Origin of the sequence: Winogradskyella forsetii (genome assembly GCF_013394595.1) — a bacterium.
Taxonomy (GTDB): Bacteria; Bacteroidota; Bacteroidia; order Flavobacteriales; family Flavobacteriaceae; genus Winogradskyella; species Winogradskyella forsetii.
Window position 1 is genome coordinate 4,448,787 of the sequence record NZ_CP053348.1, and the last position, 14,616, is coordinate 4,463,402.

Sequence of the window (14,616 nt, forward strand, 5' to 3'; positions counted from 1 at the left end):
TTAAAATCTTATCGTTTTTTTATTTGTTCTATGGTCATTTTTAGCCTTTCTATTAAGTCATCATAGGTAATTATATCTATTACATTTTTATACTTCCTCTTAATCACTTCGAAGTCTTTTTTCTGACTTCTGGTCAAATCATTTTCTCTCCCCATTATTATGAATCCTTGAGGGTTGATAATTTTAATCTCAAAATCCTTTGGAAGATTATCTTTTAATTTTTCTAATAATTTCTTTTCTCCTCTACCTCCCCATCTATTTAGATAGTATATATATTTTTCTAACTGCATTATTGTTCCAGAAAGCTCTCTTTTAGGAATATGATTTTTTCGATAAAGGCTATGTGACATTATTGAGTCATTTGATGGCTTTTTTACTTCAATTATATCTATATGCCCATTACCATCAACCAAAAGGAAATCCAAGAATTTGTTCTTGAAGTCAGCCTTGATATGTGTGCTTTTAAATGCTCTGATATACTTTGGATATAGAAGTAGGATTATTTCAAGGATTTCATCTTGCCACTGGTCTTCATTGTAAGAATTAATATGGCTTAGCATGTCTTCTAATTTTTCAAGAATGGTAGTATATTTCTCTAATTCATATGCTTTAAAAATTTTAGATAACCCCTTACCTTTTTTACTTATTTTTTTATTGAGATAACGATTAAATTTTTTTTCAACATCAGGAACATCTTCAAAGTAATTTCTGAGAATTGTAGAAACTCTTGACTCAGTATAAAGCCTTTTTTCATAACTATTTGGAAAGCTTTTTATAATTTGTTTGAATGCATCAAAAGGAATAGCATTAGGATTATTTCCACCAATGAATAAATCTTGATTTACTAAACCTTCTATTTGTTTGAAAACAGAGTATTTAACATCAGCTAAAAAAAACTTTAGTTCAAAATCAATATCTTCATGAAAGTAAATATCAACATTTTCAACCAAGACATTTTTCACAATTTTAAAATAAGAATCTTCTTTATTGGCAAAAAGAAATGATATAGGGTAAGGCTCATCTTCATAAATATCATCATCAATTTCTTCTTCTTCCAAATCAATAAAGACATCCTTGTTTTCAAAATAAAAAATAGATTTTATTATTGCATGTCCCTTTTCTGTTAAATCTTTTCTTACCCAATCACTGTAGGTGAAATCAGAACTATATGTGAAAATTATATTATTATCTACTCTTCTAAAACTTATCATGTTTCTTTCCCTATATCTATGTTTCTTTGAATATCATCTATAATAATCGTTGACAACCCTAATTGTTCAAAATCCTGTTTTTTCAACCAATCTATACATTCATTTTTGGACATTTTTGATTCAGGTATAAACTCAGATAATTCAATAACTGTATTTCTTGATAAGCCTAATGATAGCATTGATAAATGAGTTTTCTGAGACACACCAAACTCTAACCATAAATTTAACTCAGGGATGTTTGATTCTAACTCAGGCATACCATTTAGCTCCAAAAAATATCTTAATACATCTATATAACAACTAGAGTCTTTAGCAAATCTGAACCTTACAAAATTTTCTACATTACTCATAACTTCTCTAATCACAATAGGTAAAGTTTTGTTCTTTTTATTGTGTTTTTGATAAGACTTATAGCTACTTGAAATCAATAGAGATAAAGGTCTACCTCTCATCCAGTTTACAAGTAAAATGGCTCTTGATAAATTTAGCTGATGAGGGTAGTCTGAAATTGTTTTGCCTATTCTTCCAACTAATTTACTGTATTCATCTATAGCATTTTCATCTTCAGGATAAACAGGAATTAATTCATCAATTCTATCTATATTTTCTTTAAAATAATCAAATAAGTTTTGTTGTGCTATAGGAGAAATTCCAGGATTTCTTTTAATTATATAATCAGGAAGAATTATTGTTGGTTTTATTTCTAAAAACAACTTTTGTAAGTCTTGATGGAAATTGGATTTTAAATTAAAGTCATTGTTCAAAAACTTGATGTAATAATAACCAAATGCAAATTCTAAATCTTGTCTTCTTTCAGCAATATCTCTTGGAGTATCATTTTTAATATAATCTAATAATTCTTGATGATTTTTTTCGACATTGTCTATGGCTCTTCTTATTAATTGTTTTGATTTATTAGGGTTAGGTTTGATATCCCATTTATGCGGATTAACACATATTATATTACCACTAAACTCTTTTCCCCATCTACCAGCTCTTCCTGCAAGATTCCAAAAATCATTCTGACTTAGTGGATTATTTTTTCCTCTATTTGGCTTTCTAATGAAGATTGATTTTGAAGGTAGATTTATTCCCTCCAATAAAGTTGAAGTGCATATTAAGTATTTGATATATCCTTCTTTAAATAGTTTTTCAACTTCCTGTCTAATTAGTAGAGGCATATTTCCATAATGAAAGGCTATGCCTTTGCCTAGCACTTTTACCAATGTATAATCTTTATGAATTGTTTTTTTTACTAATTTTTGAAGTTCAAGAATATTTTCATTTATGTCACTATCATCTAACAACTCATATAACATTAATGCTTTTTTTTCTGATTCAGCAGCACCATTAGAATAGATGATATTTCCGCTTTGGTTTGCTGATATTGCATGGCTTAAAAAGGTAATTATCTTAGTGGTGTTAGTTGATGGTCTATCTTTTAAATCAATTTGACCTAAAAGTATGTTTTTGTCTATTAAGCAAAGATTCAAATTCCATTTGTCTGACTTTCTTGGAAATTGAGTTGCATATATTAAATTCTGATTTACAGATACGAATTGAGTATTTACCTTTTCCTTTCTACTTTTATTTTCTACATTATCAAGTAAAATTTCAGGGTTTGATGTGAATGGGCTTGAAAAATAGACCTTTACATTTTGATTATTTTTTACAACATCTTCTATTTTTTGTTGTAAAAGAATTCCTCTGTTTCCATCATCTATTTTATGGGCTTCGTCAATAATTAATAAATCTATTTTAGTTTTATGGTCAATTAAAAACCAATGAAGCCTTTCTTGAGTAAACACAAAAACATTTGATGTGTTTTGGTCAATCTCACTATGAGGTACTGTAGAGATATTGACATTCTTGATTTTATAATCTCTTACTAAGTCTTTTAAATCAGATTCAATCTGGCTTATTAATGCTCTAGTTGGTACAATGTAGGCTATATTTTGTTTTTTGTTTATTAACTCTTCTACCAAAATTGTACATAAAATAAAAGACTTACCAGCAGAAGTAGGAGCAGAGATGCTTATTGTATCTGCGTTTTCATATACATTATGAACCTTTTTTTGAAACTTATTTAAATGAATTAGTTTATTGCCAACAAAGACTGAATTTTCAATTTCAGTTCTTGTAGATTGTAATTTAAATCCTAAGGGGAAATAATCTTTATAATTACTATCAATAAATCCTCTTTTTACAGCTAAATCAATTGCTGGTTTATTTGTGAGGTTAGATAGAATAATTGCAGATGCATTTTTTTGAATATTCGTTGTTTGATTTTGAGAAATACAAGTTTGACATATTCTTAATGCTGCATCTAAATGAGTGTTATTGTCTGAGTAACTAAAAACAGATGCTATACCTAACATGTTATTCCAGTCTATTCTTTCTAATAATGTTTCTTTGTTTTCATGCCATATTAGATTTGGTATAGTCTCACATACTGACAAAACAATTAAAGCATCATATTGTCTTTTAAAGCTATTTAAAGCATAAATTTTATTTGAAATCATGCCTTAATAGTTTTTAAATAATACTTTCTGAAACTCTCTACAGAAGGGAATGGCATTATGAAAACATGAATTTCTTTATTATCTAAACCTTTATACTTCTTAATTTGTGATGATATACCTTTATAATGATTGTCTAATTCTACCATAAGTTCTTTTTTGAACTCTTCTATACTTTTAGTACTATCTTTATATTTTTCAGAATCATACCCAATAAAACAAATACCTTTGTACAATAATTTGTTTGATAAATCATTATCCTTGTCAAAATATGCTACAATCAGATTTTCAAAATCTTCATTATTTATATTTTGATTGATATTATCAGTTATTAACAATAAATCTCTTTCTTGGGTTGATTTATAGCTATAGGTATCTAATAAGTATCCATTTAAACTTCTAAAACACTCGGCAAGTGCTTGAGAAATGTTTTTATACATTTTTGATTCACCCCAATAAAGGTTTAAAGTTTTGTTAGAACTATCATATTTAACATGTATGCCATCAGAGCCTTGATAGTGTAATTGTCCAGATGTTTTTAATGACATTTTACTAATCAATTGAGGGATTTTTAATATTTCTATGGTAAGTATATATAGTAATAATTCACCGCCTTCTCCTGTTTTCTTTAAATTCGTAAATAATTCAACAGCTTGTTTTTTTAGTTTAACGATTTTAGAAGTTGAGCCAGTTTCTTTGACTTCTTTTTTAGCTTCATCAATCTTTTTCTTAGGGATTGCGTAGTCAACTATTCTTTCATCAATGAAATCAATCAAATCTTCGACTCTCAAATTTCCATTACCATCTTTTTTAATAGAATAACAATAACATTTTGCTTTAGTATCACTAACATTTACTTCAAAAGAAACTTTTTCAATTCTTGAAAATATCTCTCCTTTAGTTTTAATTAATAAGCTATTAATAGCTTTTTCAATTCTATCCATTTATTTTAATCTGGTTAATTTATACTTAAATCTTCAACACTTTTTAAATGTTGAAAATTATACTTATCAAAGTCTTATTTTGATAGACCTTTAATTATTAATTAGTTATAAGGAGGACACTATAAATCTAAAGATATAAAGTTTAAAAAAGAATTTTTTTTAAAATTTTTTATGCCTTTCACCATTGCAAATGCAAAGCACCCTAGCTAAACACCCCCACTAACCTCAGCGAAAGGGGAACCCCACCCCTTAGTATATATTCCAAAAATAATCTTGTCGGCTAAAATTATAACAAGGTGATAGCTGTTATTCTTTAGCTGATGGTAGAAGACATTTTGGAACAAAACAAAAGTTCAACTCAAAATTTTAAAAACATGGTACAAATTGTAAACTTTAATGAAAGAGAATCAGATGATGGTTCTACTTTCTTTGCACTAACTATTCAAGGTGGAGTAGAATTAGTAAAGTCAAAAGAAACAGGTAACTTCTATGCAACAATTAGAAAAACCTCAATCCCAAGCACCTTTGATGAAGCAACCTGTAAGGCTCTAGTTGGGTCTGAAGTACCAGGTGAGATTGTTAAGAAACCTTGTAAGCCTTATTCATATACAATTAAGGAAACTGGTGAGATTGTGGAACTATCGCATAGATATGAATATGTTCCAGAAGAAGCACCTGCACCATCAGGAAAAGATGATATGAGTGAGTCAACTATTGATGACTTTGTGGTTTCAGAATCTTTAAAGCCTGAGGAACATCCTTTAATTGCATAACTGCAAAATAGTTTAATTGTGTCCAAAATTTATACAACTTATTATAAGTGCGCGTATAGGTTTTGGACATTTTAATTTTTCAAATATGAATACAATTAAAGAAATCAGAGTTTCTTATTCTTCAGGAAATAAGGATAAGATTAAAATAACCAATAGCAAGGACACATATAATTTGTTCCTTTCTTGTTGGTCTAAAAAAATTATAGAATTACAAGAAGAATTTAAAGTATTATTGCTCAATAGAAATCATCAAGTGCTAGGTATATATCCTTTATCTAAAGGTGGAGTTTCTGGAACAGTAGTAGATGCAAAATTAGTTTTTAGTGTTGCTTTGAAATGTAATGCTTCAAGTATAATAATTGCTCATAACCATCCAAGTGGTAATTTAAAACCAAGTGATGCAGATTTAAGCTTGACTAAAAAACTGAAAAAAGCTGGAGCATATTTAGATATAGAGTTAATTGACCATCTAATTATAACTAACAATGGATATTATAGTTTTATAGATGAATTGAAAATGTGATTGAAGTTATAACAGTTGCTTTTTGAGCTATTTTAAATAAAAAGAAAATTGAGAGATAGTTATAAATAGCTATTTCTTAATTTCTTTAAAGTCTAATAATTCAGATAGAGAAACACATAATCTATCTGCTATTTTACCTAAAGTATATAGTGTTGGGTTTGTATTTCCAGCCTCAATGCGACTTAAATTTGACTTTTCAATATTACATGCACCAGCTAAATCTTGTTGAGGTATTTTCTTAACTTCTCTTACCTCTCTAATCCTTTTACCAATAGCAATTTGTAATACTTTTTTGTCTATCATTTATTAGAAATACTAGATAAACAAAGTTGTTGTATATGATAATTAGTTGGTTATCATATATGATAAATCAATATATTTGAAATATGAAGGACTTATTTAGATAAAAGGAAATTCAAGACTTTTATAGAATAGAAGTATTAGGTTATTTTGTTTTAATGATAAAGCTATTCATTTATGAATAATTTTGAAGACCCTTATGTAATAATTTTATTTTCAATGAATTAAATAAATTATAATGAATGACAAAAGAAATATTAAATCAAAGAATAGACTTAAATATTACATACTAAGTATAGTTATTTCAGTATTCATAAGTAACCTATTAGCTTATAAGTTTAAAAAACTAACAGATAATGATTATTTGTATAGAGCATTAAGGCAAGATACAAAATGGGAACACGATGCATATTTGGAAATGATTAATGCTAGATATAGTTTTTTTCATTTAACAACTGTTTTTCAAAATGGAAATTCAATTGAGATTTATAGTTACAACTGGGAGGTCTTTTTTGTGTCTTTATTTATTATGGTAGTAGTACTAGTAATAATTCATAACACTATATATTATGATAAATTACTTCAATTTATCTATAGAATCAAAAGAACTGACAAAGAGTGAAATTCAATTTTAGCATTACAATAGAACAAAGCATTTCAACTAAATTATTAAATAAAATCAATATTATGAAGCACACAATTTTAGTATTATTAGCAATCTCATTATTTTTTTCTTGTTCAAGTGATGATGAAAGTAATAATGTTCCAACACCAGATTCAATAAATCAAACTGAATGGGAACATGAAGAAAGTGATAGAGGATATTACATATATTTCTCAGTAGGGAATGATATGAGAATAAGCCATCCATTTTATGATGTTGGTTCAGAGGAATTTTATAATGAAGATATTGAAGGAGAGTTTATATATGATAAACCTAATGTTATTTTGAACTTTTTTGGTCAATGTAATAATAGTGGTTTTGTGTTTTCAAGTTGTAATGTAACAGGAACAATAAATGGTAGCACATTAACTATAAATGACAATGGAACTAATTATACATTTGAAAATATGTATCCTAATGAATAGACCAATATTTTTAAAAGAGAGAATTAATAAAGTTAAGAGTTTAAAAAAGATAAATCTATAAATGATTCTTATAGTTGAAATTATGAGTAGTCTATTAATATTATAATAGTATTGAATCCAATCCTAAAATTTGAATCACTTGCCCTTGATGGTATTTACAGAATGTCTAAAATTAAATGGTGGCTTCTGGAATATGATAATGAGTACAAACAAGTTAAAGTAGAAGAATCAAAACGTTTTATGTATTTCATTGATGGTAATTGGGTAAGATTACCTGATTATTTTGATTCAAGAACACCAGAAGATAAGTTCTTGAAACTATATGAGGTATTAAGTGAAATTTCAAACCATCATAGAAATGAAGATTACTTTAAAAATGAATTAGCTATTTATAAAAAGATTCATTTCAATCCAAAAAAAGTAATTGAGTGGTTTACCAAAAATGAAGATTTATGGCTAAATCAATATTTTATGCTTTCAATATATTGGTTTGGAGATGAAAAAGATGAAATGCATTGCGAAATCAACCTACACTTAAATATAAAACTGGCTAATGGTAAATCTGTATTTGTAGATAGAAATGATTTTATTAATACAATAATGTTTACACATCTCTGTAATACACAATATTGGAATTTATTAGAAAGTTCAAATGTCTCAGAATTAAAAGAATTATTATAAAAACAAAACATAATCAATTATGAAAAAAACAATTTACACCCTACTCTTTATTACAACAATTTTGTTCAATTGCTCAAGTGATGATGATTCAAATCAAGGAGATGATATACCAGAATATAGAATTGAGTTTAGTGGAGAAGTTTCAACCCAAATAGATGATTACAACTTCGGTGTTGAGTTTATAAGTGATGGAACAATAGTTTCAAATAACACTTGGACAGGTAATACAACTCAACTCATTTCTGATTTCAAAGAACTATCAGGAAACACAATAGGCATTAAACTTGAAGTTGTTGATTTTGTTCCTGATGGTTCAAACAATCCATTAGGAATGAGGTTAAATTCAATTAATGTTAAAATCACTAAACTTTCTGATGATACAGTTTTAGTGAATGAAGATTTAGAACCTCTATTTACAAATACGGACTCAAGATATATTGCAACATTAAGTTATAATATACTTAGTGAGGATTTAGTAATTGAATATGAAACAGATGGTTTCTGATAAGATTCCCATTAATAAATAGCCACCTCAAAGTAGGTGGTTTTTTTATATCCAATAGCTAATGAAAACAGATTTTATACCATTTTCAATTGGTCAACAATATGAACATTATGAATTTAAACTTAGTGAGGAAGAAACTATCTTGATAGATAATTATGAGTATGTTGTTTATAGATGTAATGAAAAGTTATTTGAAAATATAAAAATAAAAGGCTAGTGGATTTATGGCTTTATTATAAAGCAGATATTTGAGCAAAGATTGAATATTTTATTAAATCTGAAAAAATTAAGAATTTATTGGATTATATTGTACCATCAAAAAGAGAGCATATTATAATTATCAGCTCTTCAAATAATTATATAAAGTGTTCTATTACTCATATCAAATATTTTAAATAGTTCTAGTACAGGTTAAACATAGGTTAAACATTTTAGTCAATATGTGTAAACATTTGAAATAAAGAGAAAATTTAGAATTATTTAAGCTGTTGATAATCAAACAAATGAAAATAAAAGAAATTATTTGATAAGTATATTTAACAGACTGTTAATCAGAGGGTCCTTAGTTCGAGCCTAAGAAGAGGAGCAAACAAAGCCATTACGAAAGTAGTGGCTTTTTTGTTTTATCTTTAAAGACCATGAACCATTGCTGTTACATTCTATATTCTGAAAAACTATCACGATATTATGGATCATGCCTAAATGTTGTGTGTTAGGCAAAAATTGTTGTTAATCTAAAGAGGAAGAATTCTATGTTTTTGACACCTCTAAACTGTGCTCTAAAGGCTTTAATTTTGGCATTGAAAGCTTCAGCGGATGCATTAGTACTTCTATTAATAAAATAATTGAGTATCGATCTATAGTTTAGGGTAATTGTATTTGCAATAGTATTGAAAGCCCTAAATCCTGTAGCCTCTACATCTTTATACCAGTGGGCGAGTTTAGTATAAGCTGTTTGTATAGAAGTAGCGGTATTAAATATATTCCTAAGTCCTTGTACCAGATTATAAGCTTTTTTAATATCCGGATATTGTTCAAATAAGATTTTAGCTCTAAGGTATTGGTTTTGAGTCCAGTTGTTAGGCGCTTTATAGAGCAGGTACCTACTTCTGGCAAGGAGTTGCTTTCTGGAGTCTCCATTATTAAATGTTTCAGAGATAAACTCTTTTTCGATAGTTTTAGCCTGTTTAATTTGGTCATTTTCCATATCTATAGCTTCCCAACGATGTTTTATTCTGATATCTTGCAAAGCTTCTAAAGCTAGTTTTTGTACATGAAAACGGTCGGTAACCTGTATAGCTTTGGGAAAACACTTTTTAGCAATGAACTTCATAGAGTTGGCCATATCCAAGGTGATCTCTTTAACCTTATCTCTTTTTGATTTAGGAATTTTAAGGAGTTGTTCTATAATAGGCTCCACCTTAGTTCCTGCCATAATAGCTACTATAGCTCCTTTCTTGCCTTTAGCTTTTTTATTGGTGATAATGGTATAGAGTTCACCTTTGGAGAGAGCTGTTTCATCAATGGATAAATACTTGCCCATGTTCTCAGGAAAGACGAGCCACTCTTTAGCATGTTTCTTGGCTTTCCAGTCTTTAAACTCACTAAGATAATCTCGATACTGCCGCCCGAGCTTCTTACCATTAACGCCATAAAAACGACCAATGGTATGACAGTCATTAGCCTTAGTACTGACCAAGTACTTTTAAAAAAGCAGCAAACTCTACGGTCATACGAGTTCCCTGTGCTACTAGATTCCAATCTCTTTGTACAACTTCTTTGCTGGGTTTATCGAGCCAACGCCGACGCTTTATATGCAAGAATACTTTTTTACCGCGCAAAGGAAAATCTTGAACGGTCACTTGTTTATGAAAACCGTGGGCTATAAGGGTACGGCTCTTTTCTTCTTTAGGCGTATCTTTTTTCTCTTCAAAATACAGATGGACAGTATCTTGTTCTATACTATGTCTAGTGATGTCAAAATGTGAAACTAGTAATTCTGGTAATAGTAACTTGAGCAGGTCTAGGGATAAATTCAATGTACGATCTTTTTTTGGGCAAAGATCAAATTATTTATCCAACTCACACACAACTTTTGAGATTGATCCGATATTATGTTGGATATAGTTCTGATTTGGACGTTCGATTAGTATTTCACGAAAATTCAGAATCACGAAAATTTACTCACAACGCCAAAGATTGGCAACTCTATTATAAAATTGATTGTACGAGTAAGACACAAGGGAAAGCAATTGAGGCCCATATTAAAAGAATGAAAAGCAAAACCTATATTGAGAATCTTTTAAAGCATCCTGAGATTACAGCCAAACTGCTGGAGAAATATAATGAGTGATACCAACAGTAAAAAAAGGTTAGAGCACCTGATTGTTAAACTGAGTCCCGAAAGCTTTCGGGATTAGTTCGAGCCTAAGAAGCCGAGTCAAACAAAGCCATTACGAAAGTAGTGGCTTTTTTGTTTTAAACCGAATGCCATGGGTCATTGCTGTTACATTCTATATTCTGAAAAACTATCAAGATATTATGTTGGATATAGCTCTGATTTGGACGTTAGATTAGTATTTCACGAAAATTCAGAATCGCGAAAATATACTTACAACGCCAAAGATTGGGAGCTTTTCAGAATATAGACTGCAAGAGCAAAGTACAATGTAAGGGAGTTGAAGCTCATATTAAAAGAATGAAAAGCAAAATCTATATTGAGAATCTTCTAAAATATCCTAAGATTACTATCAGGCTGCTTGAAAATTACAAAGATTGATACCGACGAAAAAAGTTTAGGGCATCTGTCTGTTAATCATCGCGATAACTATCGGGATTAGTTCGAGCCTAAGAAGCCGAGTCAAACAAAGCCATTACGAAAGTAGTGGCTTTTTTGTTTTAAACCGAATGCCATGGGTCATTGCTGTTACATTCTATATTCTGAAAAACTATCACGATATTATGTTGGATATAGCTCTGATTTGGATGTTCGATTAGTATTTCACGAAAATTCAGAATCGCGAAAATATACTTACAACGCCAAAGATAGGGAGCTTTTCTATAAAATAGACTGCAAGAGCAAAGTACAAGGTAAGGGAGTTGAAGCTCATATTAAAAGAATGAAAAGCAAAATCTATATTGAGAATCTTCTAAAATATCCTAAGATTACTATCAGGCTGCTTGAAAATTATAAAGATTGATGCTGACGAAAAAAAGGTTAGAGCATCTGACTGTTAATCATCCCGATAACTATCGGGACGAAAGCTTTCGGGATTAGTTCGAGCCTAAGAAGCCGAGTCAAACAAAGCCATTACGAAAGTAGTGGCTTTTTTGTGTTTTAGTTAACTAAACACCAATATCCTCATTCCAAAGTTCAGGACTGTGTTCTATAAAGTCTGTCATCATGGTAATACACTCTTCATTATTTAAAACTATAACTTCGACACCATTAGCTCTTAGATGCGCTTCTGCTCCCAAAAACGTCTTATTTTCTCCAACAACAACTTTTGGAATTCCGTAGAGCAAAATGGCACCAGAACACATTGGGCAAGGTGAGAGAGTGGTGTAAATAACAGATTCTTGATAAATGGTTGCTGGTTGTCTGCCAGCATTTTCTAAGGCATCCATTTCGCCATGCAGCACAACACTTGAATCCTGAACTCTTTTGTTATGACCTTGACCCAATATTTTTCCATTATGAACAAGGACACTTCCTATGGGAATACCGCCTTCATTTAATCCTTTTTTTGCCTCGCTGATGGCTAATTTTAGAAATTTATCGTGCATATTGAAATTGATTATTTACATTATGGCGTTTTTATGCGCTTCAATTGTAGGCAGGTTATTTATTACCAATCTTGGTAGTACCAGACTGTATAACAAAACTTGTATCTACAGCAACGCCAGACATTCGCTTTTTATTCGTTGGCACCACTTTATATTCTGCAAGTGCTTGTTTTTCGGTAAGTGTCAGCAAGACATAACCATGATCTCTTCGATTGAGGTACTTGAGGTGCGGGTTTGATTTTGGGTTCAGCATATTTTTTTCATGCGCAGTAACCAAGGAATCTGAAAAGAGCTCATTATGATTGGCAGTATTAACACTTGCTACTGCTATTTCCACAGCAACCGCACCTTTACCTGTTTCGGCATTATAATTTTTAAATGGATCGTCTGTAACTTCAAATGCCCAAGCAGAATGCGTATCACCTGTCAGTACAATGGCATTTTCAGTTTTTTTTAAGTCATTGACCATCCGTGACTGGTCTTTGGGATAACCATTCCAAGTATCCACATTGAACCTTCGATTGGGATTATCATAATATTGATAAGACAGAATCACTTGGTTTCCTATTAATTTCCATTTGGCTTTAGATTGCTCCAACTCTTCTTCAAACCATGAAAATTGTTTTTCGCCAAGAATGCTATGCGACTCAGAATTTTTCTCAGGATCATTATAGCCTAATTGTTTTGTTCGGCCAGCTAAACGTTCATCCAACATCATTAAATCAGCTAAATTCCCGAAGTTAAAAGATCTATAATGGTTTTCAGATTCTCTAATTGGCAACCATTCGTAGTAGGCCTGCATGGCTGCCGCTTTTCGGGTTTCATAACTACCTTCATCATCGCTGTGATTTTGTGCACCGCTCATATAAGCGTTATTGGCAACCTCATGGTCGTCCCAAACAGGTATAAATGGATGTTTTAAATGTGCTTGCATTAAATCGTCGTCCAAATGGTATTGTGCATATCTTGTTCTATAATCTTCAAGTGTGACGATCTCATTAATTGGAATGTGATTTCTGTTGTCAATGATATGCTCAGGTTTTCGGGCGCCGTATTCATATATATAATCACCAAGGAAAATAATGGCGTTGAGATCATCTTCTTCAGCCATACGACCATAAGCATTAAAATATCCCCAAACATAATTGGCGCAGCTCGCGACTGCAAATTTTAATTGTTGGGCGTTTTTAGGAGCTGTTCTGGTTCTTCCAACTAAAGAGGTGTCATTTTCCCTAATAAAACGATAATAGTAATACGTGCCAGCAGAAAGATTGGTCACATCGACCTTGATGGTATAGCCTTTGGAAGCATCCGTTTTCGCAATACCAGATTTATCAATGCTATTAAAAAGAGAATCCTTGGACATTTGCCAAGTCACCTTTTCTTCGGCTAATTCATTTTTTGGTTCTATTTTGGTCCAGATAATTACGGCATCTTGCAAAGGATCGCCTGAAGCCACACCATAATAAAAAGGCTTGAGGTCTGGATTCTGTAATTCTGATAAAAGGTTTACTTTTTCTTTGATTTCTGTAGGTTCGGACGTTTTATTTTTTACACCACAAGAATTCAAGTAACAGCATAAAAATAATAGAATATAAACTGAATGTTTCATATACAAATTTAATATAAAAAAGCTTTAATTCCTTAGATGAAATTAACCCATATTGCTGAGAAAATTAATGATCGTACTTTATTATTTCGCCGCCTTTTTATAGATTTTTTTTCGTGCCAACACTTTCAATTGGTACTCAATATCCGCATTTTTTACTTTAATAGGTCTGAGCTGTCTCGCTTCCAGCTTCATATTCATGGCTTTTGCCATTCGTCTCACATTGTAATAATTTACGGTTTTATAGCTGACCAGTCGGTATAAAGAGGCTACCATTCCTGCATTTTTCACTTTGCTTGGCATCGCTTCCATATTTGAGATTTCCGAAATATTATCCAACATTTCTTCGGCGACGCTATCCACCGTATTGCCCGGATTTATGGATAAATTATTTGCAATTTCCTGCACGGTGTTTAAATCTGAGGTATTCCGTTTCTTTAGTTTCTCAACACAGGCTTTTAAGCCTTTTGGTTTTAGGGGTTCTAGGGTCTCGAAAGTATCTTGCATTTGCTTTTCTAAAGCATATAAGTTTTTCAGCTCTTTTTCAAATAAATCATTTAAGTTTTCCATGGGTTTTATGTTTTAAGTATAAAACTCAATGTATTCAGAAACTGTTGAATAGCTTATTGCAATTACTAAAAATGTTAGTCCTAATAAATAAATTGTAATTTCCCTA

General features: G+C 30.5%; 18 protein-coding genes. 9 read left to right on the forward strand and 9 right to left on the reverse strand.

The features are described 5' to 3' along the window. Positions 1-8: 8 nt before the first annotated feature. Genes HM987_RS19115 through HM987_RS19125 form a run of 3 tightly spaced genes read right to left on the reverse strand, consistent with a single transcriptional unit; the run spans position 9 to position 4,674 of the window. On the reverse strand, positions 9-1,211 hold the full coding sequence (locus HM987_RS19115) for a Shedu immune nuclease family protein (RefSeq protein ID WP_179009615.1): 1,203 nt from the start codon (positions 1,209-1,211) through the stop codon (positions 9-11). Then, positions 1,208-3,733, reverse strand: coding sequence for a DEAD/DEAH box helicase (locus tag HM987_RS19120; protein WP_179009616.1), 2,526 nt, complete (start codon positions 3,731-3,733; stop codon positions 1,208-1,210). Before HM987_RS19120 ends, HM987_RS19115 begins: the two co-directional genes overlap by 4 nt. Continuing rightward, complete coding sequence (locus HM987_RS19125; RefSeq protein WP_179009617.1) at positions 3,730-4,674, reverse strand: HamA C-terminal domain-containing protein; 945 nt, start codon at positions 4,672-4,674, stop codon at positions 3,730-3,732. The genes HM987_RS19120 and HM987_RS19125 overlap by 4 nt, the downstream gene beginning before the upstream one ends. Before the next feature lie 374 nt (positions 4,675-5,048). Here HM987_RS19125 and HM987_RS19130 point away from each other — a divergent pair, with 374 nt between their 5' ends. Both HM987_RS19130 and HM987_RS19135 read left to right on the forward strand, forming a co-directional pair. Beyond that, a complete protein-coding gene (locus tag HM987_RS19130) occupies positions 5,049-5,447 on the forward strand; it encodes a hypothetical protein (RefSeq protein WP_179009618.1) in 399 nt (132 codons plus the stop codon). An 85-nt stretch (positions 5,448-5,532) separates the two neighbouring features. Continuing rightward, entirely contained in the window at positions 5,533-5,970 is a 438-nt protein-coding gene (locus HM987_RS19135; RefSeq protein WP_179009619.1) for a JAB domain-containing protein, read from the forward strand. A 69-nt stretch (positions 5,971-6,039) separates the two neighbouring features. Here the strand turns inward: HM987_RS19135 and HM987_RS19140 are convergent, their stop codons facing one another. Next, positions 6,040-6,273 (reverse strand): helix-turn-helix domain-containing protein, encoded by a 234-nt coding sequence (locus HM987_RS19140; RefSeq protein ID WP_179009620.1) that lies wholly within the window; start codon positions 6,271-6,273, stop codon positions 6,040-6,042. A gap of 684 nt (positions 6,274-6,957) precedes the next feature. Between HM987_RS19140 and HM987_RS19145 the strand changes: the two genes are divergently transcribed. The 4 genes from HM987_RS19145 to HM987_RS19160 all read left to right on the forward strand — a co-directional run bounded on the left by HM987_RS19145 (position 6,958) and on the right by HM987_RS19160 (position 8,762). Continuing rightward, positions 6,958-7,359, forward strand: coding sequence for a hypothetical protein (locus HM987_RS19145; RefSeq protein ID WP_179009621.1), 402 nt, complete (start codon positions 6,958-6,960; stop codon positions 7,357-7,359). A gap of 111 nt (positions 7,360-7,470) precedes the next feature. After that, entirely contained in the window at positions 7,471-8,040 is a 570-nt protein-coding gene (locus HM987_RS19150) for a hypothetical protein (RefSeq protein WP_179009622.1), read from the forward strand. Between the two features lie 19 nt (positions 8,041-8,059). Further along, entirely contained in the window at positions 8,060-8,545 is a 486-nt protein-coding gene (locus HM987_RS19155; RefSeq protein ID WP_179009624.1) for a hypothetical protein, read from the forward strand. Positions 8,546-8,606: 61 nt separating this feature from the next. Beyond that, positions 8,607-8,762 carry a hypothetical protein gene (locus tag HM987_RS19160; RefSeq protein WP_179009626.1) on the forward strand — a complete coding sequence of 52 codons (156 nt, stop codon included), beginning with the start codon at positions 8,607-8,609 and terminating at the stop codon, positions 8,760-8,762. Positions 8,763-9,257: 495 nt separating this feature from the next. Here HM987_RS19160 and HM987_RS19165 read toward each other — a convergent pair whose 3' ends face one another. Then, positions 9,258-10,244, reverse strand: a complete 987-nt coding sequence (locus tag HM987_RS19165; RefSeq protein ID WP_179004830.1) for an ISAon1 family transposase — start codon at positions 10,242-10,244, stop codon at positions 9,258-9,260. After that, positions 10,231-10,584, reverse strand: a complete 354-nt coding sequence (locus tag HM987_RS19170) for an ISAon1 family transposase N-terminal region protein (protein ID WP_179004828.1) — start codon at positions 10,582-10,584, stop codon at positions 10,231-10,233. The genes HM987_RS19165 and HM987_RS19170 overlap by 14 nt, the downstream gene beginning before the upstream one ends. Here HM987_RS19170 and HM987_RS19175 point away from each other — a divergent pair. The 3 genes from HM987_RS19175 (at position 10,584) to HM987_RS19185 (ending at position 11,745) form a co-directional block, all read left to right on the forward strand. Continuing rightward, positions 10,584-10,898, forward strand: coding sequence for a GIY-YIG nuclease family protein (locus tag HM987_RS19175; protein ID WP_179009628.1), 315 nt, complete (start codon positions 10,584-10,586; stop codon positions 10,896-10,898). The genes HM987_RS19170 and HM987_RS19175 overlap by 1 nt on opposite strands. A gap of 139 nt (positions 10,899-11,037) precedes the next feature. Beyond that, on the forward strand, positions 11,038-11,193 hold the full coding sequence (locus HM987_RS19645) for a GIY-YIG nuclease family protein (protein WP_229724531.1): 156 nt from the start codon (positions 11,038-11,040) through the stop codon (positions 11,191-11,193). A 264-nt stretch (positions 11,194-11,457) separates the two neighbouring features. Then, positions 11,458-11,745: a GIY-YIG nuclease family protein gene (locus HM987_RS19185; RefSeq protein WP_179009630.1), complete on the forward strand. Its 288-nt coding sequence runs from the start codon at positions 11,458-11,460 to the stop codon at positions 11,743-11,745. A gap of 145 nt (positions 11,746-11,890) precedes the next feature. Here the strand turns inward: HM987_RS19185 and HM987_RS19190 are convergent, their stop codons facing one another. From HM987_RS19190 to HM987_RS19200, 3 genes are all read right to left on the reverse strand, one after another. Then, positions 11,891-12,331, reverse strand: a complete 441-nt coding sequence (locus tag HM987_RS19190; RefSeq protein ID WP_179009632.1) for a nucleoside deaminase — start codon at positions 12,329-12,331, stop codon at positions 11,891-11,893. 55 nt (positions 12,332-12,386) lie between these two features. Continuing rightward, the gene (locus HM987_RS19195; protein WP_179009634.1) at positions 12,387-13,943 is read right to left on the reverse strand and encodes an alkaline phosphatase D family protein; all 1,557 of its coding nucleotides are present in this window, start codon (positions 13,941-13,943) and stop codon (positions 12,387-12,389) included. Positions 13,944-14,024: 81 nt separating this feature from the next. After that, complete coding sequence (locus HM987_RS19200) at positions 14,025-14,510, reverse strand: DUF892 family protein (protein WP_179009636.1); 486 nt, start codon at positions 14,508-14,510, stop codon at positions 14,025-14,027. Positions 14,511-14,616 lie beyond the last annotated feature (106 nt).

Excerpts from the sequence above, each read along its gene's own strand:
- HM987_RS19115 (WP_179009615.1), bottom strand. The coding sequence starts at position 1,211 with ATGATAAGTTTTAGAAGAGTAGATAATAATATAATTTTCACATATAGT.
- HM987_RS19135 (WP_179009619.1), top strand. The coding sequence starts at position 5,533 with ATGAATACAATTAAAGAAATCAGAGTTTCTTATTCTTCAGGAAATAAG.
- HM987_RS19175 (WP_179009628.1), top strand. The coding sequence starts at position 10,584 with ATGTACGATCTTTTTTTGGGCAAAGATCAAATTATTTATCCAACTCAC.
- HM987_RS19185 (WP_179009630.1), top strand. The coding sequence starts at position 11,458 with ATGGGTCATTGCTGTTACATTCTATATTCTGAAAAACTATCACGATAT.
- HM987_RS19195 (WP_179009634.1), bottom strand. The coding sequence starts at position 13,943 with ATGAAACATTCAGTTTATATTCTATTATTTTTATGCTGTTACTTGAAT.
- HM987_RS19145 (WP_179009621.1), top strand. The coding sequence starts at position 6,958 with ATGAAGCACACAATTTTAGTATTATTAGCAATCTCATTATTTTTTTCT.
- HM987_RS19130 (WP_179009618.1), top strand. The coding sequence starts at position 5,049 with ATGGTACAAATTGTAAACTTTAATGAAAGAGAATCAGATGATGGTTCT.
- HM987_RS19140 (WP_179009620.1), bottom strand. The coding sequence starts at position 6,273 with ATGATAGACAAAAAAGTATTACAAATTGCTATTGGTAAAAGGATTAGA.
- HM987_RS19645 (WP_229724531.1), top strand. The coding sequence starts at position 11,038 with ATGGGTCATTGCTGTTACATTCTATATTCTGAAAAACTATCAAGATAT.
- HM987_RS19160 (WP_179009626.1), top strand. The coding sequence starts at position 8,607 with ATGAAAACAGATTTTATACCATTTTCAATTGGTCAACAATATGAACAT.
- HM987_RS19190 (WP_179009632.1), bottom strand. The coding sequence starts at position 12,331 with ATGCACGATAAATTTCTAAAATTAGCCATCAGCGAGGCAAAAAAAGGA.
- HM987_RS19155 (WP_179009624.1), top strand. The coding sequence starts at position 8,060 with ATGAAAAAAACAATTTACACCCTACTCTTTATTACAACAATTTTGTTC.
- HM987_RS19200 (WP_179009636.1), bottom strand. The coding sequence starts at position 14,510 with ATGGAAAACTTAAATGATTTATTTGAAAAAGAGCTGAAAAACTTATAT.
- HM987_RS19120 (WP_179009616.1), bottom strand. The coding sequence starts at position 3,733 with ATGATTTCAAATAAAATTTATGCTTTAAATAGCTTTAAAAGACAATAT.
- HM987_RS19125 (WP_179009617.1), bottom strand. The coding sequence starts at position 4,674 with ATGGATAGAATTGAAAAAGCTATTAATAGCTTATTAATTAAAACTAAA.